The organism is Streptomyces sp. NPDC028289, assembly GCF_055565975.1.
The window spans coordinates 286,857-307,345 of the sequence record NZ_JBVHTI010000006.1; the positions used below are offsets into that span (position 1 = coordinate 286,857).

The window sequence follows — 20,489 nt, forward strand, 5'->3', positions numbered from 1 at the left end:
TCACGCCTGCTGGGCCCGCGCCGAACCGTGGCCGAGGACGCTGTGGTGGTGACGGCGGTGCACGGCCAGGGTGCGGTGCAGGGCGATCAGGGCCGCGTCGTCGCCGAGGCGGCCGCCCGCGTGCGCCAGCAGGTCCCGCCGGATGTGGTGCATCAGCGCCTCCGGAGCGACGTCCGTCCACTGCGCGACCCGCTCCGCGAGCGGGTAGAAGCGGCCCTGCGCGTCCCGGGCCTCGACGACACCGTCGGTGTACAGCAGCAGGGTGTCACCGGGCTCGAACGAGAACACGTCCAGGATGCGCTCGGTGCTGCCCGCCCCGGGCACACCGAGCGGCGGCGACGGGTGCAGGCTCGGCACGGTGACCACGTGCCCCGGGCTCAGCAGCAGGGGCGGCAGATGGCCGGAGCTGGTCATCCGGGTGACCGGGTCCTCGTCGGGGATCTCGACCAGCAACGCGGTGGCGAACCGCTCGCCCGCCTCCTCCGGCGGCTCCAGGTCCGCCGCGTACCGCTGCACGCTCTGCTCCAGGGCGGCGGCGAGGTCCGGCAGGGTGACATGCCGGTGGGCGGACTCCCGGAAGGCGCTCAGCAGCAGTGCCGCCTCGCCGATCGCGGACAGGCCCTTGCCCCGGACGTCGCCGATGAGAACCCGGACCTCGTCGTTGCAGCGGGTGGCCGCGTACAGGTCACCGCCGATCTGCGCCTCGTCCTCGGCGGCCAGGTACAGCGAGGCGATCCGCAGCGGGCCGATGTGCTCGGGCAGCGGCCACATCAGGACGTGCTGCGCGGCCTCGGCGACCGTGCGGACCTGGGCCAGCTGGGCGCGGCGCCGCTCGCGGACCGCGCTGTAGACCACCACGATCACCGAGAGCACCGCCAGCGTGACGATCTGCACGATGTGGTTGGCGGTGGCCAGCCCGCCGTGGAACACGGCGATCACCACCTGGGCGGCCACCGCCAGCGCCCCGACCAGCGCGGTCGCCCGGGGTCCCGCGAAGGACGGGGTGAGCGCCGGTGCGATGACCAGGGCGGGGCCCAGATGGATGTCCTCCGGCGTGCGGAGGTCCGCCACCGTGATCACCACGATGAGCAGGACAGGGAGCAACAGCAGCGCGTGCGACGACTGCCACGACCGCCGCAGCCCCGTCGCACAGTCCTGCAGCTTGCTCATGCCACCAGCGTGCGCCACCGCCTGGCGACCGGCCACCGCGAGCCGGACGGCTCCCCGGAGGCCGCACGGCACCCGGGGAGGTGTCCTGCTCCCTAGAGGTTCACGGACCGCATCCCGGCCTCGTCGTAGCGCTCGCCCGCCGCCCGGGGCACCTCGGCCTCGATCCGGGCCAGGTCCTCCTTGGTGAGCTCCACGTCGACCGCGCCCGCGTTCTGCTCCAGGTAGCCGACGCGCTTGGTGCCCGGGATCGGCACGATGCCGTCGCCCTGGGCCAGCACCCAGGCGAGGGCCAACTGGGCCGGGGTCACGTCCTTCTCGGCGGCGATCTCCTTCACCTTGGCGGCCAGCCGCTGGTTCGCCTCCAGGTTGTCGCCGGTGAAGCGGGGACCGGTGCGGCGCCAGTCGTTCGCGTCGAGGTCGTCCGGGGAGGTGAACCGGCCGGCGAGGAAGCCGCGGCCCAGCGGCGAGTACGGCACGAAACCGATGCCCAGCTCCCGGCAGGCGGGCAGCACCTCGTCCTCCGGGTCCCGGGTCCACAGCGAGTACTCGGTCTGCACGGCCGCGATCGGGTGCACGGCGTTGGCGCGCCGGATCGTCTCGGCGCTCGCCTCGCTCAGCCCGATGTGCCGCACCTTGCCCTCGGCGACCAGCTCGGCCAGGGCGCCCACGGTCTCCTCGATGGGCACGTTCGGGTCGACGCGGTGCTGGTAGTACAGGTCGATGTGGTCGGTGCCCAGACGCTGCAGCGAGCCGTGGATCGAGCTGCGGACGTGCTCGGCCGAGCCGTCCTGCGGGCCGATGCTGCTCATGTCACCGGGGACGGCGTCGTCCATCCGGTAGTTGAACTTCGTGGCGATCACGTACTCGTCCCGGTGTCCCCGGATCGCCTCGCCGACCAGCGACTCGTTGGTGAGCGGTCCGTAGAGCTGCGCGGTGTCGAGGAAGGTGACGCCGAGTTCCCGCGCGCGGTGGATGGTCCGCACGCCCTCGTCCTGGTCTGCGGTGCCGTAGAAGGCGGACATGCCCATGCAGCCGAGGCCGATGCTGCTCACCCGAAGATCCCGCAGATTGCGCTGTCGCATGTGACTCCCAGCCTTTCCCGCTGACTCGTTCTCGTCATGGACGCTACGACTTGAAGAGCACTCGAAGTCAAACGGGCGCCGCCCATCCGGTACACCTGGACCCGGAGCCGTACGCCGAACCGTCGCCGAGACCTCCCGCGGAGGCCGCATGCTGCTGCGCCAGCTCGAATACCTCGTCGCGCTCGCCCGGGAGCGGCACTTCGCCCGGGCGGCCGCCGCCTGCCACGTCTCGCAGCCTTCCCGGCCCGTTACGCGGCCGGCACCCGGGAGATCCTGGAGTCCTGGCTGGCCGGCCGGCCGATCCGCGACGAGTACCTGATCGTCGACGGCGGCCGGCTGGCCGGCACGGGAGCCAGGTCGTACTCGGTGCACACCCGCTGAGCAAGCGCCCCTGAAGGGGCGCTGGGGGTACCCCCGGCCGAAGGCTGGGGGAGGAACTGCGCGACCAGCCACGACGGTGCAGCAGCCGACCGACGGCAAACTCAGGGATTCAGCCGGACCGGCAGCTCGAAGAGGTCGTTCTGGGTGACCACCGGCTTGTTGCGGAGCTCGGACGGGGGTACCGCGAGGTCCAGGCCGGGGAAGCGGTCGTACAGCGCGGGCAGCGCGACGCCCGCTTCCAGCCGGGAGAGCGCCGCACCCGGGCACACGTGCGGGCCGTGCCCGAAGGAGATGTGCCGGTTCGGCGACTCCCGGGTGATGTCGAACTCCCCGGCGCTCGGCCCGTGCGCCTCCTCGTCACGGCCGATCGCGGCGTACGACACGATCAGCGCGTCGCCCGCCGGGAGCACCTTGTCGCCGACCGGCACGTCCTCGGTGGCGAACCGGATCAGCACGTGCGAGGTCGGGGTGGACCAGCGCAGGGTCTCCTCGACCACCGCCGACCAGTCCACCTCGCCGGAGAGCACCTTGGCCCGCTGCTCGGGGTGGGTGGAGAGGTTGACCACCGCGTTGACGATGAGGGAGATCGTCGTCTCGTGGCCGGCCGCCACCATCAGCTGGAGGGTGGAGACGATCTCCTCGTCGGTGAGGTGGTCGCCGTCCTCGGAGGCCAGGATCAGCGCGCTGGTGAGGTCGTCGCCGGGCTCGGCCCGCTTGGCGGCGACCGTCGCCGCCATGATCCCCGCCAGCTCGGTGAGGGTCGCGACGACCTCCGCCGGCGGCGTCTGGGTCGAGAAGAACTTCTCGAACAGCACCTTCAGACGCGGCAGTTCGGCGTCGTCGATGCCCATCAGGTCGGCGACCACGTACATGGGCAGCGGGTAGGCGAAGGCCGCCTTGAGGTCGACGGTCCCGTCGTCCGCGGGGAGCGCGTCCAGCAAATCCTGGGTGAGCTTCTGGATCCGCTCCCGCATCTGCTCCACCCGGCGCGGGGTGAGCGCCTGCGCGACCAGCGTGCGCATCCTGCGGTGGTCGGCTCCGTCGACGGTCAGCATCGAACGGCCGGGGTTGGCAAGGCCGATCAGCGGCCAGTCCGGCGCGATCTCCCCGCGCTGCCAGGCACCCCACACGTTGATGTCCTTGACCAGGCGCGGGTCGGTGAGCAGCGCCTTGGCCTCGGCGTGCCGGGTGACCGCCCAGACGGGCACCCCGCCGGGCAGCTCCACGGCGGCGAGCGGACCGGCGGCGCGCAGCCGCGCGCTCTCGCCGTCGAGGTCGGTGACGAAGGGGTCGAGGGCGATCCGGGCTTGTTCGGTACCGGTCGTCATCGTGACGTGCCTCCCAGGGCAGGGTCGGGTAACTGCGCCATTCGGTGTGCTGCGCCGGTCTGTCGATGCGGAGGTGCGGATCAGAGGGCGGGTACGGGCGTGAACCTGACGGGCAGTTCGGTCAGCCCCCGCAGCCACGGCGAGGGCCTGCGGGTGAGGGAGTCGGCGGGCACCGCGAGGTCGATGTCCGGGAGCCGGTCGAGGACGACCTCGATACCGGTCCGCGCGACCACCTCGGCGACCTCCTGGGCGGGGAACGGGCAGCGGTGCTCGCCGTGCCCGAAGGAGAAGTGCGCGTTGTTGCCGCCGGTCAGCGCGGAGGCGTCGGTGCGCACCTGCGGATCGGAGTTGGCGCCCTGCAGGCCGAGGATCAGCAGGTCACCGGCGCGGATCCGGCGGCCGCCCAGCTGGGTGTCGCGGGACGCCCAGCGGCCGGCGATGTTCTGGCTGGGGGTGTCCTCCCACAGCACCTCGTTCATCGCCTCGGCGACACTGTTGCGGCCGCCGAACAGGGAGGCGGCGAAGCGGTCGTCGGTGAGCATCAGCCGCAGCGAGTTGCCGATCCAGTCGGCGGTCGGCTGGTGCCCGGCCGCCATCATGACCATCAGGTCCTGCATGATCTCTTCGTCGGTGAAGCCGCTCTTGTCCTGGAGCATCCGCGACACGACGTCGTCGGCCGGGTCCGCCTTCCGGTCGGCCAGCAACTGCGCCATGGACGAACCCAGATGCTGCTGCCCGGCGATCGCCCGCTCGCGCCCGTCGATCATGTCGTTGAGCGCGGTGACCAGACCGGGGCCCTCCTCGTCGGGGAAGCCGTACAGCCGGGCCAGCACCCGTACCGGCAGCAGCATCGCGTACTGGCCGATCAGGTCCGCCTCGCCGCTCGTGCACAGCCCGTCGATCAGCTCGTCCGCGAACCGCTCGGCGTGCCCGCGCAGGTCGAACGGGTCGACGGCCTCCAGCGCGTCGCTGATCATCCCGGCCCGCTCGCGGTGCCGCTCGCCGACCGTGTAGAGGATCGACGGCTGCTTGCGGCCGATCATCGGCAGCAGCGGCCAGTCTTCGGGGATCATGTCCCACTGGTTCCACAGGTCCGAGTCCCGGCTGAACAGCACCGGGTCCCCGGTCACCTGGTGCAGCTCGCGGTAGCCGACCACCAGCCAGGCCGGCACGTCCCCGTCGAGCACGACGGGGGTGACGGCACCGTGGTCGCGCCGCATCTCGCGGTACAGACGCGCCGGTTCGGTCTGGAACCGGGGGCCGCCGAGCGGCACTGCATCGGGGGTCACACGAACTCCTGTCGGGGCAGGTCGGCCGGTGCGGACGGGCCGGCGTACCGGTTCTTGACGTGCTGGACGAGCGTGATCAGCACCTGCTTGCCGGACTCCCGGGAGCGGGCGTCGCAGTTGACCAGCGGGACGTGCGGGTCCAGGTCGAGGGCGTGCCGGACGTCCCCGGGGGTGTGCACGGGGCCGCCGAAGTCGTTGCAGGCCACGATGAACGGGGTGCCGTGCTTCTCCAGCCGGTCGATGGCGTACCAGGAGTCGCCGATCCGCCGGGTGTCGACGAGCACCACCGCGCCGAGGGTGCCGGAGAACAGCCGGTCCCACAGGAACCAGAACCGCTCCTGGCCCGGCGCCCCGAACAGGTACAGCACGTTGCGCGCGTCCAGGGTGATCCGGCCGAAGTCGAAGGCGACGGTGGTCGCGGACTTGCCGCGCACCTCCCGGATGTCGTCGACTCCCTCGCCGGCCTGGGTCATCGTCTCCTCGGTGTTGAGGGGACGTATCTCGCTGACCGAGCGGACCAGAGTGGTCTTGCCGACGCCGAAGCCGCCCACGACAACGATCTTGAAACCGTTGTCGGCGGAGGCACCCAACGGGGTGCGCGCGTCAGAGGTTGCGGAGTCCAACGAGCACCTGCTCCAGGATGTCGGGGTCGGTGATGGCCGGCCGGTAGGGGTGGCGGGCGCTGACCCGGCCGGCCGCCTGCAGGTCGCCCAGCAGGACCTTGGTGATGCTCACCGGCAGCTTCAGCTCCGCGGCGAGCTCCACCACCGAGGTCGGGAACTCGGCCAGGCGCAGGATCGCCGCGTGTTCCGACTGCATGCCGGGCGTCGGCTCCGACTCGGCGACGACCAGGGTGACCAGGTCGAAGGGGCTGTCGGGGCCGGTGCCGCTGCGGCCGCCGGTGATGGTGTACAGGCGGTCGGGCGCGTCGTCCCTGCCCGGGCGGCTCATGACGTACGGGGCTGGGCGGTCAGGTACTCGCCGAGCTGCTCGACCAGTTCGCTCATGTTGTGCCCGACCAGCCCGGGGTCGGCGTCCTCGCTGGTCACCACGGCCAGATGGGCGCCCTCGCCGGCCTCCACGATGAACAGCACGCCCCCGTAGAACTCGGTCATCGCCGACCGCACGCCGCCGCTGCCGTCGCCGAACTCGACGGAGGCCCCGTGCGACAGCGACTGGATGCCGGCGGCGATCGCCGCGAGCTGGTCGGCCTGGTCGACGGAGAGCTCCGGGGTACGGCAGAGTTTCAGCCCGTCACGGGAGAGCACCAGGGCGTGCCGCGCCCCGGGGGTGCGCTCCAGGAGGCCCTCGATGAGCCAGGTGAGCTTGGAGTCGGCGGTGGTCCTGCCGGTCATGAAGTGGGGTCGCCTTCCGGGTACGCATGCGGGTGGGACGTGGGCTCTGGACCGGACTCCGGGTGGGGCGCGGGGGCCGGGTCGTGCGCGGGGGTGGGGGCGTACGGGGCGGTCGGCTCGTCGGCCGCGCCTGCGGAGTCCGAGTCGTGTGCGGCCGGGCGGACGGCCTGCCGGAAGCTGTTGAAGCGGGCGGCACGGACCTGGGCGTCCGCGGCGGCGGGCGCGGGGCGCGGCTCCGCAGGCTGGGGCGCCGACCGGCGCTCGGCCTCGGCGAGGGTCCGGCCGCGGCGCCGCCTGGGCAGCCCGGTGGGCCCTTCCTCGTCCTCGTCCGGCTCGGCGGCGGACTCGTGCACGGGTACGGGGTCCGCCGCGACCGGCACCGGCTGGGCCGGCTCTGCCGCCGACTCCGTGGCGGCCGCGGGTTCGTCGGCGACGGGGCGGGTCAGCAGGTCCTGCGGGACCAGCATCAGCACCCCGGTGCCGCCGCGCGCCGACGGCCGGAACGACACCTTCAGACCGTGCTTGCGGGCCAGCCGGCCCACCACCGCGAGCCCCAGCCGGGTGCCGGTGAGACCGCCCAGCTCGGTGCTGTCACCGGCGACCGCCCGCTCGGCGCGGCGCAGCTGCACGTCGCCCATCACCAGCCCGCTGTCCTCCACGGACACGATGACCCCGGCCGGCACCTCCTCCACGTACACGTGGACCTCGGCCGTGGGGGGCGAGAAGTTGGCCGCGTTGTCGAGGAGTTCGGCAAGCGCGTGCATGACACCCTCGGCGGCGTGTCCGGCGACGGCCGTCTCGCTCACCGAGTGCACCCGCACCCGGCGGTAGCCGCTGATGCGGCCCATCGCGCCGCGCAGGATCGACTCCATGCTGATCGGACGGGCCCAGCGGCGACCGGAACGCGCCCCCGTGAGCACGGCGATGGAGTCGGCGAGCCGGCCCGCCTGGGCGGTGCGGTGGTCGAGTTGGAGCAGGTCGGCGAGCACGTCCTCGTCGGTGTGCCGGTCCTCCATGGCCCGCAGGTCGGCGAGGGTGGCGGTGGCCAGGGCCTGCATCCTTCCGGCCGCGTTGCCGGCGGCGGCGATCGCGGCGGCGCGTTCCCGCAGGGCACGCTCCAGTTCGTCGGTGAGCCGGGTGTTCTCCTGCCGGTACCAGTCCAGTTCCTGGCCGCTGTCCTGGTGGATCCGCGCCCGCTCCTGCTCGAAGGAGTCGGCGAACTCGCTGCGCTGCTGGGCCAGTTCGTCGATCAGCCGCTGCTGCTCCTGGCGGGCCTCCTCGGTGGTCCGGGCCTGCTGCTGGAGGAGCCGCCCGATGTCCTGGCTCACCGCCTCCAGCCGGCGCCGGGCGGCGCGGGCGGCCCGCGCCGCGTGCACGGCCCAGGTCACCGCCGCGCACAGCAGCAGGGCGGCCGCGCTCGCGCCGAGGGCGAGGGGCGTGCGTACCGAGTGCGGCGCGGCGGCCGCCGCGGCGACGACCGCGAGGGCCGACACCACCGCGGTCAGCGCGAAGGTCGGAACGAGCGTACGCAGGGAAGGTCGTTCGCCGGGATGCGTGGGCGCGGTCATCGGTCCGGTCTGGTCCTCGGAGCAGGAAGGGATGTGAGTCCGGTGAAGGAGGTGTGACGCTCGGTGCTGAACTGGGCGTCACTATACGAGAGTTCGTGATCGAAACAGAACGGTTCCGGTCTCATCGCGGAAAACCCGCTGCCGGGAAGGTGACTTGCTGTGCTCCGGCTGTGAGCGATCTTGTGCGCCGCCCCGCCCGAAGGCGTCCGCCACGATCGCCGCGGCCTTACTGACCAGCGCAGAGTCGGCCTCGGCGGCGGCGCCGGCGTGGGCGGAGAGGACGGCCGCGACGAGCGGCGCGCGGCCCGGCGGCCAGGCGATCGCGACATCGCTGGCGGTGCCATGGCCGCCCGTTCCGGTTCTGTCGCCGACCGTCGCCGGGCAGCCCGGCGCGGATCCGTTCGCCGTCGGTGGTGCCGGCGAGCAGCCACTCGTATCCCCCTCCCCACGGCCGTTGACACCTCCGGATGGCTGCAGCGGCCGAGGTGGCTCACCGATGCAGAAGGTCCCGCGATGGGGCAAAGTGGACGGAGAGCCGAAATGGCGGGGACAGCGCCTCCTCGGGGCGCGGGCTCCAGGGTGCACGTGGAAAAACCACTGGTCACCGGACCGAAATGCGCTCCAGAAGGGCACCCGCTGCACCAATGCCCATCAGGCCAGTGGCCTGTTAACCGCATGAGGAGCGGGCAAGTGGAATTCAATAAGACCGACACGGCAGTTGTGTTCATTGATCCACAGAACGACGTGCTGAGCGAGGACGGAGCGAACTGGGACGCGGTGGGGGCGAGCGTCACAGAAAACAGGACCGTCGAGAATATGGAGAGAATCTTCGAGGTGGCGAAGGCGGCCGGATACGAGGTCTTCATCTCGCCCCATTACTTCTACCCGACCGACAACGGTTGGCGAATGAACGGTCCGCTGGAGGCGAACGAACTGGAGACACGTACCTTCGCACGGGCGGGACAGCTCGATCTGGCGGGATTCCGGAACTCCGGGGCGGACTGGCTGGAGCGCTTCAAACCCTATATCGAGGACGGTAGAACGGTGGTCGCAAGCCCGCACAAGGTATTCGGGCCGGAAACCAACGACCTGGTACTACAATTGCGCAAGCGAAAAATTCAAGGAATTATTCTTGGTGGGATGTTGGCGAACATGTGCGTTGAGTCCCATATGCGCCACCTCATGGAGGAGGGGTTTGAAGTCGCCGTGGTCAGGGATGCAACAGCTGGACCCCGACACCCGGTCTGGGGCGACGGTTATCAGGCAGCCGTGATCAACTACCGCTTCTTCGCCCATGCTTTGCTGTCGACGGACGAACTGTTCGACCTGATGCACTGAGGGGGGCGCCGCCGGTACCTGGACCAGGACGTCCCGGACCCGGCCGAAGAGGGCAGCGAACTCCTCGTCGGCTGGCGTGTCCGTGGGCTTCTTCATGCCCGCATCATGCCGTTGTGGACGGTTGGCGCGTGCGCGTGCGGGGGCGTCTGGCTTCCTCGGCGAGCTGGTCGAGGTGGATGGCGGCGAGTGTTTTCTTGGTGATGCGTTCGGTGCCGTCGCAGATGGCGGCGATGGCTGCTTGGCGGATGAGGCGGGCGAGGCTTCCGATGCGGTCGGCGGTGCGCTGGTGGAGGTAGGCGGCGTGGTGGGGGAGTGTGCCGGGTGGGCGCCGGTGAGGTCGAGGACCTTCGCGGATCGCCCGGGTGGTCTTGGCGATGTGGTGGGTTTGCCGGCTGGAGCACCTGGTCGGAAGGGTGCGGCTCATGCCGGCTGTGTGTTGGCGCTCCGCAGACGCTGAGCCAGTTTGGCCAGTGAGCGTTCCTGCAGGCGACCGAAGTGCGCGACGCGTACGTCGCCGCCGGCGGCGTCGATGATGGCGAGCTGACTTCGCCGGGCTGTGTCCAGGTCGTCGGCGAACAGCGGGCGTTCGGCGCCGTGCCGCGGGAAAAGGGCCTCGCCGAAGGCGTCCCCGGCCAGGACGGTGCCGGTGGGCAGTTGCACGCTCGCCGAGCCGGGGGTGTGGCCGGGGGTCCAGAAGGACCGGCCGATGCCGCCGTGCTGGGTGAGGTCCTCATCGTCGTCCAGTTCGATGTCAGGGGTGACCGGTGCTTTCAACCCGCGCATGACGCTGGGGGCCAGTACGCGGCCAAGGGGTCGCCGCGGGGTCACGTGCAGCTGGCCGCCGGCGTGCAGCGCGCCGGCATCGGCATGGTGGATGGCTACGCGGGCGCCGGTGGCCTCGCGCAGGGCGTCGGCAGCGCCGACGTGGTCGTAGTGGAAATGTGTCAGCACGATCAGGTGCAGCTTGGCGTGGGTCTCGGTGAGCTTGGCGAGCACCTTGGGCGCGAGAGCCGGGGTGGCGGCGTCCACGAGCATCGCCGTGCCGTCGTCGATGACGAGGTAGGCGGTGGATATACCGTCCTTGATCGGGTGGATGTCCATGGTGGTGGCCTCCGAGGTGTTGTTGTCAGTGCTTACTTGCGTCGCTCTGCCGGAAGGAGTTGGCAGTGGCGACTGGATCGGCGGACGAAAGGGCTGAGCCGGCCGCGATCCGCAAACCCCTGGCCGATCGCCTGGGCTGCGAGGCGGTCGACCCGGTATGCGCGGGAGGCTCTGGTGCTATGTCTTGCGTGAGGTCCAGCGGTGCGCAGGCCTCTCGTCGGCCGCGGCGTACCGTCACTTCCGCGGCCGCGATGCGCTCCTGCCGGCGGTCGCCCAGGAGTGCGCCGGGATGCTCGCCGACCACATCGCCACCGCGCTGGAGGGTGTGGCGCCGTTCACCGGCGAGCCCGCTGCGGTACGGCGCGGACTGCTGGCGGCCGGCGTGACCTACCCGGACTGCGCCACCGGCGGCACACAGCTCAATCCGTGGGACCCACTGCCTGTCCGGGTGGACCGCCACGGCCTGGCGGCGCTGCGCCTGGACGCCGTGCTGCTTGTCCTGCGCGAGGGGGTCAGAAAGCCAGGACCGTCCGCACGGCCAGGGGGGACGCGCTTTGAAACGGTGAGAATGAGAACCGCGGTCTTGTCAGTCGGTCTTGCGGAGTCTCGCGATGGAGCTGATGAGCTCAACCTCGGCTCGGGCAAGGTCCGGCCAGGGGAACTGGTAGCCGTTGCGCAACAGAACAAAGCCGTGCATGGCCGCCCACAACTGCGTTGCGGTGGAAAAGACGTCTGTCACCTCGGAGGATCCGTCGGCGACGCAGAGTCGGAGGCTTTCCATGAGGTAGGCGAACGGCCCGGCGTCGGGGTTGCGGGAGTCCGGTGCGTCCGCGGGGGTGGGGCGGGGTTCCGTTCCGCGAAGGAGCCGGTTGCGCTGGAAGAGCAGTCCGTACAGATTCGGGTTGTCAAGTCCGAATGCCATGTAGGCGCGGCAGCCGGCGATGAGCCGGTCCCGGGGTGCCTCGATTCCTTCCTTCGCATCCGCGATGAAGCGGCCTAGCTGGGCGAAGGTCTCGACGGTGACGGCCTGCACGATCTCGTCCGGGCCTGCGAAATGCAGGTAGATCGACTGGGGTGCAATGCCGATCCGCCGTGCCAGCCCACGCAGGCTCACCGAGCTCGCGTAGCCGTCCTCGATGAGGATCTCTCGGGCGGCCGACACGATGTCGCCGCGTAGGGCCTGCCCCGCACCCCGGGGGTTGCGTTGTCTGCTCCCGGTAGCCGCTTTACTCACAGCCGTAACCTTACGCCGATGCCGGTTCGGCGCGAGCGGAGCGCGGGTCAGCCGAGAGGGTCGGGAACCTCGTTGGCGGTGGCCGCTTCGCGCAGCAAGGCAGTGTCCTCGCCGCGTAGCGGCTGACCGTGGCCGAAGCAGACGGTGTCGGTGTCGATGTCGGCGAAGCGCCGGAAGGATTCACGGGCCTGCGCCCGGTCGAGGTTGAACGGCCCGAGTACGACTTGGCCCCCTTGCTCGGTGGCAATGTCACCGGTGAACAGGACAGCCTCGTTCGGGAAGTGCAAGGCGATGCTGCCGTCGGTGTGGCCGGGAGTCGACAGGACGCGGGCGTCGATCTCCTCGAGGATCTCGTCGTCGTCGAGCTCGCGGTCGACACGAGAAGGCGCGGCGTCGGGGATGGTGCCGGCGATGTGGGCGTAGAACTCCTCCTCGGCGTGGGTGAGGGCGGGAAGCGAGCTGTAACTGCTGCCGCGGATGATCGGGGCATCGTTGCGGTGTGCCCAGACGCGAACGTTGGGCCAGGCGGCCAGTTCGGCAGCCGACCCGGCATGGTCGGGATGCCAGTGCGTCAGGACCACGTGGGTCAGCGACTCCCGGTCCAGGCCCCAACCACGCAACGCCTCGGTGATGACTTTGCCTTGCCCGGCGATGCCGGTGTCGACCAGCACCGCGTTCGACCCGCGGCGCAGTAGGTAGGCCTGTCCGGGCCCATCGTCGAGCACCATGCGCAGGTCGGGGCGCACATCAACGATCTTCATTTCGGTCTCCCTTGGCCAAACCGGCTGGATGTACCTGCAGTGACCGCGCGCCTCAGCAACCTCACGGCCGTAACCTCACGGGTGTGAGGTTACGGGGTGCAGTCTTGGATTGGCAATACCGCGCTGACGCATGCCATTGCACCGATGGTCCGAATTGTTGACCCATCGCTCTCTCCGGTATGCGCCGCCTCAACCCGGAATCAGGCCCTTGACCTGTATCAGCTGCAGCACGCCGCAAGGGGCGACGGGCGAACCGCCGACTTGTGTAGGGGCAGCGGGGCGCGGTCGGGTTGGCCGCTCGCGGCGTGCCGTAGGACGCTGGGCCGGGTGACTCGTGAACCGTCTGCCGCTCTTCGGGGCCGGCTCTCCCGGGGTATGTCGCCGGTCCGGCGTCCGTCCGCGGTCTGACTCAACAGAGGCGTGTCCCGGGCCAGGTTGGTTCCGAAAGTCGGCGTGTCGACCGTGGCTGCCCCTGTCGTCCGACCATGAGGAACCCAGTCCCGTGATACTGCTCGATGTCGATCCCCAAGTCCCCCCATACCGCCACCGCCGTCGTGCAGACTTCGAACCAGCAGGTCGGGTCGATGCGGATCGAGGCCAGTCTTGCGGACTACCGGCGGCTGCCGGCCTGGGCCAAGCGGTGGCCGTAGCGGAAGTGGGCTGTGGAGAATGCCAACGGCCTGGGCCGGCATCTCGCCCAGTGGCTCATCGCCCGCGGTGCGAGCGTCGTCGATGTTCCTGCCGCAGCGACCAGCCGAGTGCGTGAACTTTCCCGCGGCGGCCGGCGTAAGAACGACCGTATCGACGCAGCGGCCGCAGGACGTCCTGTCCCTGCCCCGCCACTTCTGTGTCAACTCTGAGCGTGTTGCTGACACCGTTACATGGGTGCCCCGGTTGGCGGAGGCTTGTTGAATCGCAATCACCTGTAGAGCGTCACTGCGCACGATCTGTTCGGCCGTGCATCGGTGTGCAAGGGATACCAGTAGGTGCCAGTAGGGCGGACGGGCCATGGGCGGTCGCGACGTACCGCAGCTCCACCATGTACGCCGGTTCGTCGCAGGTGCGTGGCGCGAACTCGCGCAGGATGCTGTCAGCGTGTCCGGAGGCTGGACGGCAGTGTCTTGTGCAGAAGCGGCCTTCGGGGTGATCCCTTGTCATGGCTGGCGCCACTGGACAGGCTGCTGAGAAGACTCCCCACAAAACACGGAACGTGTTGACGGGGCGGCCACTGGGGGGAGCACTCGGGTGGGGTTTTGGAGGAGATGGCCAAACTCAGCTGTGAGGATGGGTGCGTCACACTCCTCGGGTTCTGCAGGCCGTTGTCCAGGGATGATCGATGGTACCGATCTTGTTTCGTTCGTGGACGGCATGAGAACGGCATGAGAGGTGATGCGGGGCCGCTTCCGGCCCCGCATCACCTCTCCGGTTGTCAGTCCGGCAGCTTGTGCTTCTTCCTTCGGCGCCTCTCACCAAAGGAGGTCAGTGTGAAGATCGCTCCGATTACGACGGCGAAAGGTACAGTCCCGAGAGGGTCGCCGGTGGCCAGGGTCTCCACGAGGTAGAAGAGCCCTCCGACGATCAATCCCATGTAGATCGGATGCCTGGAAGCCCATCTGCGTGTGTATACACGCGGGTCTGTGAGCACTTTGGTTCCGTCCATCAGAAGTTGGGCCATCGGTGCGTGAAGGCCCCGTGGCCTCCCCGCCACCAAGTACGGACGCTTCGGATACCGGTCCGCACACCGCGGTAGTACTTCGCGCCGTTTCCGAACGAGTATCCCAGTAGTCCATCCCGGGCTCCACGCCATGTGCTTGCCCAGTAGCCGCCTATGTGGCGCTTACGCTTTTTGGTCCCGTAGTGGTAGGCGAGCCAGCCAGTGGCGGCGCCGGCGCCAGCTGCGCATGCGGCTGCGTACCATCCCTTTGTGGCGAATGAGCAGGCGAAAGACGTTGCGTATGGCATCCAGCTCTGGTGCCGTGCCACGAAGCGCCCAACGCTGCTCCACCAATGGCGTCCGTCGAGGTCGTACTTGTTGATGGGGTCGCCGTTGCAGTATTCATAGGCGTTGGCGTTGCCGCCTGCGACGGGGTCGATGGACAGGAATCGCCCAGTGGTGGGGTCGTAGAGGCGGACTCCCATGAGGGTGGCGCCTGTGACCGTTTCACTGGAGCGTTGCTTGCCTCCGAGCCATCCGTAGCGGACGGCGGGGGTGCTGTCCTCGGCGTTGCCGAATTCGTCGTAGGACTGGGACGTCGGGGCGACGCTGGTGTCGAGCGGAAGCTGGACGGTGGCGTCACCATGGATGTCGGTCAACTGGAGGACGACGCTGCCGGTGGCGCTGGTGGTGGTTCCCAGGTTCGAGCCGATGTCCTGGACATTGCGGGTGAGGGTGGTGCTGGTCTCCTGGATCCAGTCGGGGCTGTCGCCGTCGGAGCCGTAGTGGTTGGTCTTGGATCCGGTCTGCGTCCAGGTGCCGCTGCTGTTGGATTCGGTGGTCCAGGAGGCGAGGCGGCCGGCCGCGTCCAGGTTCCAGGTCTGCCGGCTGGTGCCGGAGGTCTGCTGGTGGACGAGGTCGTTGGTGTAGTAGCCGATGGTGGCGCCGGATGCCTGGGTGGTGGTGCGGCCGAAGGCGTCGTAGACCGTGCCCGACGTGGTGAGGCGGTCGGCGCTGTCGTAGGAGTACGAGGTGGTGGTGGCGCCGGTCGAGGTGCAGGCCGCGCCGACGTCGCTCGTGGAGGTGGCGAGGGCGGTGCGGTTGGTGTTGTTGTCGAAGGTGTAGTCGCGGCGGGTGCAGGCCCCGTCCGGGTCGGTGTCGTCCGCTCTGGTGAGGCGTCCGGCTGCGTCGTAGCTGTAGCTGCGTGCCCGGGTCTGGCCGGCGGTGTCGGTGTCGTCGACGACCTGGCCCTGGACGCTTTCGTCGGTGCTGTCGGAGGCCACGACCGTGCCGTCGCTGTCCTGGGTGTAGACGCGGGAGGTCTCGGCGCCGGTCTCGTCCTGGCCGATGGTCAGCGTATAGCCGCCGGGCAGGGACTCGGTGGTCAGGTCGCCGTCCGCGTCGTAGGTGGCGGCGAAGGTGCCGGCGACCGAGTCGGTGCGGGAGGTCTCAAGTCCGCGCGGGTCCTTGGCGGTGTCGTAGGTGTAGGTGGTGGTGGACGGGGCGGAGTCGGTGGTCTGCGTCACGCGGTCGAGCGCGTCGTACTGCGAGGCGGCGGTGTTGCCCGCGCCGTCGTTGTAGGAGATCTCCCGTCCGAGCTGGTCGTAGGTGTGGGTGATGGTCTGGCCGTTGGAGGTGACCGTGGCTACGGCGCCGCTGTCCGCGTCGTAGGTGGTGGTGGTGTCCGGCACCGCCGTGCCCACGCCGCCGCTGACGGACACGGTCTTGATGCGACCCGCGCTGTCGTAGGTGTTGGTGGTGGTCCGGGTGACCGAGTTGGCGGTCTCCGTGACCTTGGCTGTGTTGCCCCACCGGTCGTATTCGACGGTCTTGGTGGGCAGTTGGGTGGGGTTGGATCCGCCGCCGGTGATCGCAGCGGCCGGGCCGGTGGAGCAGACCAGATCCGCCCACTCCGGCTTGCCGTTGCACGCGCCGGTCCCGGTGGCCGAGTAGTACGTGGTCACCGTTGCCCCTGCGTCCGTGCCGGACGACTTAGGCAGAGTGGTCTTGGTGATCCGGCCCTGGGAGTCATACGAGATCGTGATCTTCAGCGCCAGACCGGACGGATCGTTGGTCGTGGCCGTGGGCAGGCCCTTGACCCAGTCGTACTCGGTCTTCGTGGTGCGTACGTCCCCGTCCGACGGGTAGCCGTCCACGTAGGCGCCCACCTTGGCGGTGGTGACCTGGTTGGCGACGGTGGCCGTGCCGTCGGTCGGACGGCCCTCGTCATAGGTGTTGACCGTGTGCTGTCGGGCCGGCCACTCGGTGCCCGCGGGCAGGTCCGTGCCGCCGGTACCGGCCTGCAGCGCCGAGGTCAGGGTCACCTCGTGGAGCGGGCCGTACTCCTCTGTCTCACGCAGACCGTCGCTGGAGTAGTAGGAGCGGGTGGCGAGCAGCTCGGCGCGGTCGGCGGAGGTCATCTGGTCGATGTTCAGCGCCACTTGCTCGGCCTGGCCGGCACCGCTGGTGGCGAGGGCCAGTTCGCGGTTGGCGGCGGTCAGCTGACGCACCGTGTTGCCGAAGCTGTCATACCCGGTGGTGGTGATGTGCCCGCCCGGAGTGGCGGTGTTCACCTCCCGGCCGGAGGCGTCGGTGTAGGTGACGGTCGCCCGCTTGTAGTCGGACGCGGCCAGGTCACTGCCTGTGTGGGACGCCGGAACGGAGTCCGCGGGGAAGACGGCGGTCGCGTCGGTGGGGACGTCGTCCTGGTCCCAGGTGGCCACGTCCGAGGTGCCCATCGCGTTGGGTGCCTTGGCCCCGGTGAGAGGCACGTCGTAGACGACGCTGGTGACGGCGTTGGTGCCGTCGGTGGTGCTCTTGCTGCCTGCGGTCAGGTTCGGGCGGGATGCCGAGAGCAGCATGCCCGGGCCTGCGGTGGCCGCGTTGCCGGCCGTGTCGTAGGCGAACGTCCACGGCAGCTCGCCCGGCGGGGTGAGCGTCGTGACGCGTCCAGAACTGTCGTAGGCGTACGTGGTCTTCAGCGCGGTGCTGTTACGCGGGTCCCACTGCTCGCGGAGCCGGCCGGAGGTGTCGTAGGCGTACTGGGCGACGGCCGTGGCGGTGGTGGTGCTGTCACCGGGTGTGACGGCCCAGAGTTTGATCTGCTGGACTTGTCCGGTGTAGTTGCCGAACGCCGAGCTGGTGGCTGTGGTCGAGGTGGCGTAGACGTACTGCAGGACCCGGCAGCCGGTGGTGTCGCTGGCGTTGGTGAACCAGTCGTGGCCGGCGGCGATGGCGGTGTCGATGGCGGTCTGACACTTGTCGGCGGTGACCGCGGTGGTGGGGGCGATGAGGTACTTCGGGCGGGCCAGGGTGCTGCCGGAGGAAGGCTCTTCCGAGACCACCTTGGTGGTGGAGTTGTCGGTCGGCAGGTAGGTGCCGGAGACCTGCCAGGTCGTGGCCGCCGCGTCCACCTTCGTGAACGTGGTGGTCGTGCCCTGGTCGTCCTTGAGAGTGAAGGAGCCGGTCACCGACCCGGTCAGAGTCAGGTCCTCCGAGCCGGGCTCGGGCTTCCAGCCGCCCGAGTTGGTGGCCGTGAACCCGGTCTCGTCGCCGTCCGCGTCCACCACCGCGACCGAGGTCGCGGAGGTCGGGGAGGTCACGGAGGTCTCGCGGAGGTAGGCCCAGTCGGAGTCGGTGATCTCCGCGGTGGTGCCGGAGGTCCACTGCGGGCCGAAGATGGCCACCTGGCCATCGGCGTCCGACCCGGCGGTCGGCCGGCGCGAGGACGCGGTCCGCGACACCGCCAGGCCGAAGGCGGAGGCGTCGGTGCCGGACAGCGTGTAGTCACCGGTCAGCGTGTTCACCGAGCCGGGCCCGACCTCGGCACTCGGGGCGGTACCGGCGTTGCGGTCCACGGTGATGGTGTGCGGCTGCGAGTAGACGGTGGTGGTTCCGTCGGTGAAAGCCGCCCGGATGTCGATGGCACCGTCCTGGGACAGGGAGTCGGTGACGTTCCACGTCAGCGCCGCCGGTGAGCCGCCCGACATGGCGAGCGGCCAGGCCGAGATCGCGGAGCCGTCGGAGGACTTCGTGACGTTCGTGGCGGGGACACTGGTCCAGGTGTCGGTCTCACCACGCCGGTACTGGTAGGTGACACCCGTGTAGATGCTCTTGCCGGTCGAGGTCAGGCTGACCCTGCGGGCGGCGCTGTCGCCGTCGCCCGGGGTGAGCAGCCCGACGCCGCCTCCGACACCGAAGTCATACTCCGTCGCCGCCGAGGAAACGTTTCCGCCGGAGTCGACGGTCTTGGCGTACAGCTTGTGCCAGTCCTCACCCGGCTTGATCGTGATCGTCAGCGGGTCACCGCCGTTGCCGTCGGCGGTGTCGTAGACCCGACCCGGCACCGACGAGTCGTCCAGGCCCCAGTAGTAGCCCATACCGTCGGACGAGGACGTGTCCAAGGTGCAGGTCGCTCCGCTGTCCGCCTTCGCCGTCCAGGTCTGCGCGGTGTACGGATCGCAGGAGATCGTCGGGGCGTTGGGCTTGGCGACGTTCGGCACGAAGTAGATGTAGGAGGACCAGGCCCCGTAGTCCGTGCCGTCGTAGCCGCGCACCCGCATCCGCAGGTGAGACGCGGCAATCTGGCTCGCGCTCGGGATGGCCAGCGTCGCGGTGCTGCCGGAGGCCACCGAGGACGAGGTTCCGGTGTAGGAGTACGAGGTCTCACCGGTGTACGACGGATCGTTGGTGATCTCGAACTGCGCCTTGACCGTGGAGCCGTCCGCGTCCGTCACCTTCGCCGACACCGTCGGCGTGTACGTCGTCACATACCGCTTGCCGCTGTACGCGTTCACCGAACTCGGCGAGATCGCCAGCGAACTCGTCGTCGCGTACGAGTTGTAGGTCACCGACAGCTTCGGCGCGTACCCGGAGGTGGTGTAGTTCGCAGACCGGAAACGCCGCCAGGTCGTCGAGTCCGTCTCGTCCGCGCTGCGGATCTGCAGACCGTAGTTCGTGGAACCGTCTGCCCACGCCTGCGTGATCGTCTGCAGGTTCCAGTTCGACCAGGCCGCCGGGCAGGACGATGAGTAACCCCAGTGACCGGTGTTGGTCGCCACCCCGGTCGTGGTAGTCGAGGGCTGCGCACCCCACGTAATCGACGACGAGGACCACGTCGACGTGATCCGCCGCGCCTGCGTGGCGGCACCGGAGGTGGAGCAGGTCGCCGAGTAGTAGTTGTACAGCGACATCGTCGCCGACGTGATGTGCTTACCGGCGAACTTCGACACGTCGAACTTCAGATACGACCGCGCCGTGTCCGTACCCGAGTCGTAGGTGCCCGACTTCAGCTCCTGCGAGGAGACCTGCGAGTCGGGGTAGTCCGGGTTCTGCACCCAGGTGTCCGTGGTCACCGCGAGGGTGGAGGTCGGGTCGACCGTCACCGGGTACGCCGCGGTGGCCAGGAACTCCTCGTCCGGAGTCAGCACCAGGGTCTGGGAACCGTCGTCGGCGGTCTCGATCTTCGTGGAGACCTGTTCCTGGTGCGCGGACTCACCCGAAGCCGGGTCCTGGGACGCATCCCACATCATCGGGGCCGGCGCCTCGGCGACCAGCTTCCCGTCGGGGTCCTTCAGCAGCAGGTGGCCCGAGTCGGCCTGCGACAGCTTCAGCCCGTCCAGATCCAGCGGGATCCGGTACGACACCGCGCCGTCGCTCGGCTGCTGGGCAAGCTTGATGTTCTCCGAGAAACCCCTGGGCCAGCGCCGTGACGGACAGGGTCTGGCCACTGCCCAAATCGTAGGAGGCGGTGCTGTCCTTGACGGTCGGGGTCGGGAGCTTGTCCTCCCAGCCCAGCCCGAAGGACTCATCACCTTTTGCCACCGACGCCAACTGTGTGTCACCGCCGTCGGAGACGGCGACGTCGGCCGCCGCCGCGGCCGGTGTGAGGTCGGAACCGGTGTCGGACAGCGACGTGTCGATGTCCTTCCACACGCCGTCCTGCTTCACCCGTACCGGACCGGCGTACGCCTCCGTCTCCAGCTCGCCGCTAGGCAGCGCATACGTCGTCGAATCCGTCGCCCGGGCGGACAACACCTCAATCTTCCGGTCCTGCAGACGCGCCATCAGCACCGCCGACGCCTCGTCCTGCGCCTCCGCAGGGCCTGACGCCTTGACGGCGTCCGACTGGGCGGACTCCACAGTCGCACCGGATGTCGGCGTGGCGAACGCGACACCGGTGTCCTGCGACACCAGCGCGGCCTCGGCCGCGAACAGCATCACCACACC

The 20,489-nt window shown here is 69.6% G+C and carries 17 protein-coding genes and 1 pseudogene; 4 read left to right on the forward strand and 14 right to left on the reverse strand.

Translation table 11 applies throughout. The features are described 5' to 3' along the window. Positions 1–1,170, reverse strand: coding sequence for a PP2C family protein-serine/threonine phosphatase (locus tag ACZ4UV_RS30505; RefSeq protein WP_467842172.1), 1,170 nt, complete (start codon positions 1,168–1,170; stop codon positions 1–3). A 92-nt stretch (positions 1,171–1,262) separates the two neighbouring features. Next, a complete protein-coding gene (locus ACZ4UV_RS30510; RefSeq protein ID WP_390035938.1) occupies positions 1,263–2,252 on the reverse strand; it encodes an aldo/keto reductase in 990 nt (329 codons plus the stop codon). Positions 2,253–2,400: 148 nt separating this feature from the next. On the opposite strand from ACZ4UV_RS30510, the pseudogene ACZ4UV_RS30515 reads away from it, so the two are divergent. After that, a pseudogene (locus tag ACZ4UV_RS30515) lies at positions 2,401–2,493 on the forward strand (LysR family transcriptional regulator); the annotation flags it as partial. Positions 2,494–2,734: 241 nt separating this feature from the next. Here the strand turns inward: ACZ4UV_RS30515 and ACZ4UV_RS30520 are convergent. The 6 genes from ACZ4UV_RS30520 to ACZ4UV_RS30545 all read right to left on the reverse strand — a co-directional run bounded on the left by ACZ4UV_RS30520 (position 2,735) and on the right by ACZ4UV_RS30545 (position 8,173). Continuing rightward, on the reverse strand, positions 2,735–3,961 hold the full coding sequence (locus tag ACZ4UV_RS30520) for a cytochrome P450 family protein (protein ID WP_467842175.1): 1,227 nt from the start codon (positions 3,959–3,961) through the stop codon (positions 2,735–2,737). An 80-nt stretch (positions 3,962–4,041) separates the two neighbouring features. Beyond that, complete coding sequence (locus ACZ4UV_RS30525) at positions 4,042–5,250, reverse strand: cytochrome P450 (RefSeq protein WP_451022267.1); 1,209 nt, start codon at positions 5,248–5,250, stop codon at positions 4,042–4,044. Beyond that, complete coding sequence (locus ACZ4UV_RS30530; RefSeq protein WP_390035930.1) at positions 5,247–5,873, reverse strand: GTP-binding protein; 627 nt, start codon at positions 5,871–5,873, stop codon at positions 5,247–5,249. Before ACZ4UV_RS30530 ends, ACZ4UV_RS30525 begins: the two co-directional genes overlap by 4 nt. Next, positions 5,854–6,201, reverse strand: a complete 348-nt coding sequence (locus ACZ4UV_RS30535; RefSeq protein ID WP_390035928.1) for a DUF742 domain-containing protein — start codon at positions 6,199–6,201, stop codon at positions 5,854–5,856. Before ACZ4UV_RS30535 ends, ACZ4UV_RS30530 begins: the two co-directional genes overlap by 20 nt. Next, entirely contained in the window at positions 6,198–6,605 is a 408-nt protein-coding gene (locus tag ACZ4UV_RS30540; RefSeq protein ID WP_451022266.1) for a roadblock/LC7 domain-containing protein, read from the reverse strand. The genes ACZ4UV_RS30535 and ACZ4UV_RS30540 overlap by 4 nt, the downstream gene beginning before the upstream one ends. After that, positions 6,602–8,173, reverse strand: coding sequence for a sensor histidine kinase (locus ACZ4UV_RS30545; protein ID WP_467842182.1), 1,572 nt, complete (start codon positions 8,171–8,173; stop codon positions 6,602–6,604). Before ACZ4UV_RS30545 ends, ACZ4UV_RS30540 begins: the two co-directional genes overlap by 4 nt. A 690-nt stretch (positions 8,174–8,863) precedes the next feature. On the opposite strand from ACZ4UV_RS30545, the gene ACZ4UV_RS30550 reads away from it, so the two are divergent. Then, a complete protein-coding gene (locus ACZ4UV_RS30550) occupies positions 8,864–9,511 on the forward strand; it encodes a cysteine hydrolase family protein (RefSeq protein ID WP_467842184.1) in 648 nt (215 codons plus the stop codon). Positions 9,512–9,614: 103 nt separating this feature from the next. Here ACZ4UV_RS30550 and ACZ4UV_RS30555 read toward each other — a convergent pair whose 3' ends face one another. The 4 genes from ACZ4UV_RS30555 to ACZ4UV_RS30570 form a co-directional block, all read right to left on the reverse strand. Continuing rightward, entirely contained in the window at positions 9,615–9,935 is a 321-nt protein-coding gene (locus ACZ4UV_RS30555; RefSeq protein ID WP_451022263.1) for a hypothetical protein, read from the reverse strand. Beyond that, on the reverse strand, positions 9,932–10,612 hold the full coding sequence (locus tag ACZ4UV_RS30560) for an MBL fold metallo-hydrolase (protein WP_467842187.1): 681 nt from the start codon (positions 10,610–10,612) through the stop codon (positions 9,932–9,934). Before ACZ4UV_RS30560 ends, ACZ4UV_RS30555 begins: the two co-directional genes overlap by 4 nt. 586 nt (positions 10,613–11,198) lie before the next feature. Next, positions 11,199–11,774, reverse strand: coding sequence for a TetR/AcrR family transcriptional regulator (locus ACZ4UV_RS30565; protein ID WP_467842190.1), 576 nt, complete (start codon positions 11,772–11,774; stop codon positions 11,199–11,201). A gap of 119 nt (positions 11,775–11,893) precedes the next feature. Then, positions 11,894–12,607: an MBL fold metallo-hydrolase gene (locus ACZ4UV_RS30570; RefSeq protein ID WP_451021649.1), complete on the reverse strand. Its 714-nt coding sequence runs from the start codon at positions 12,605–12,607 to the stop codon at positions 11,894–11,896. Between the two features lie 515 nt (positions 12,608–13,122). On the opposite strand from ACZ4UV_RS30570, the gene ACZ4UV_RS30575 reads away from it, so the two are divergent. Together ACZ4UV_RS30575 and ACZ4UV_RS30580 are read left to right on the forward strand one after the other, a co-directional pair. After that, positions 13,123–13,257, forward strand: a complete 135-nt coding sequence (locus ACZ4UV_RS30575; RefSeq protein WP_451021650.1) for a hypothetical protein — start codon at positions 13,123–13,125, stop codon at positions 13,255–13,257. 12 nt (positions 13,258–13,269) lie between these two features. Continuing rightward, on the forward strand, positions 13,270–13,467 hold the full coding sequence (locus ACZ4UV_RS30580; protein ID WP_467842194.1) for a hypothetical protein: 198 nt from the start codon (positions 13,270–13,272) through the stop codon (positions 13,465–13,467). 799 nt (positions 13,468–14,266) lie between these two features. Here ACZ4UV_RS30580 and ACZ4UV_RS30585 read toward each other — a convergent pair. Both ACZ4UV_RS30585 and ACZ4UV_RS30590 read right to left on the reverse strand, forming a co-directional pair. After that, positions 14,267–19,873, reverse strand: coding sequence for a DNRLRE domain-containing protein (locus tag ACZ4UV_RS30585; protein WP_467842895.1), 5,607 nt, complete (start codon positions 19,871–19,873; stop codon positions 14,267–14,269). Beyond that, complete coding sequence (locus ACZ4UV_RS30590; RefSeq protein ID WP_467842197.1) at positions 19,755–20,486, reverse strand: hypothetical protein; 732 nt, start codon at positions 20,484–20,486, stop codon at positions 19,755–19,757. Before ACZ4UV_RS30590 ends, ACZ4UV_RS30585 begins: the two co-directional genes overlap by 119 nt. Positions 20,487–20,489: the final 3 nt, after the last annotated feature.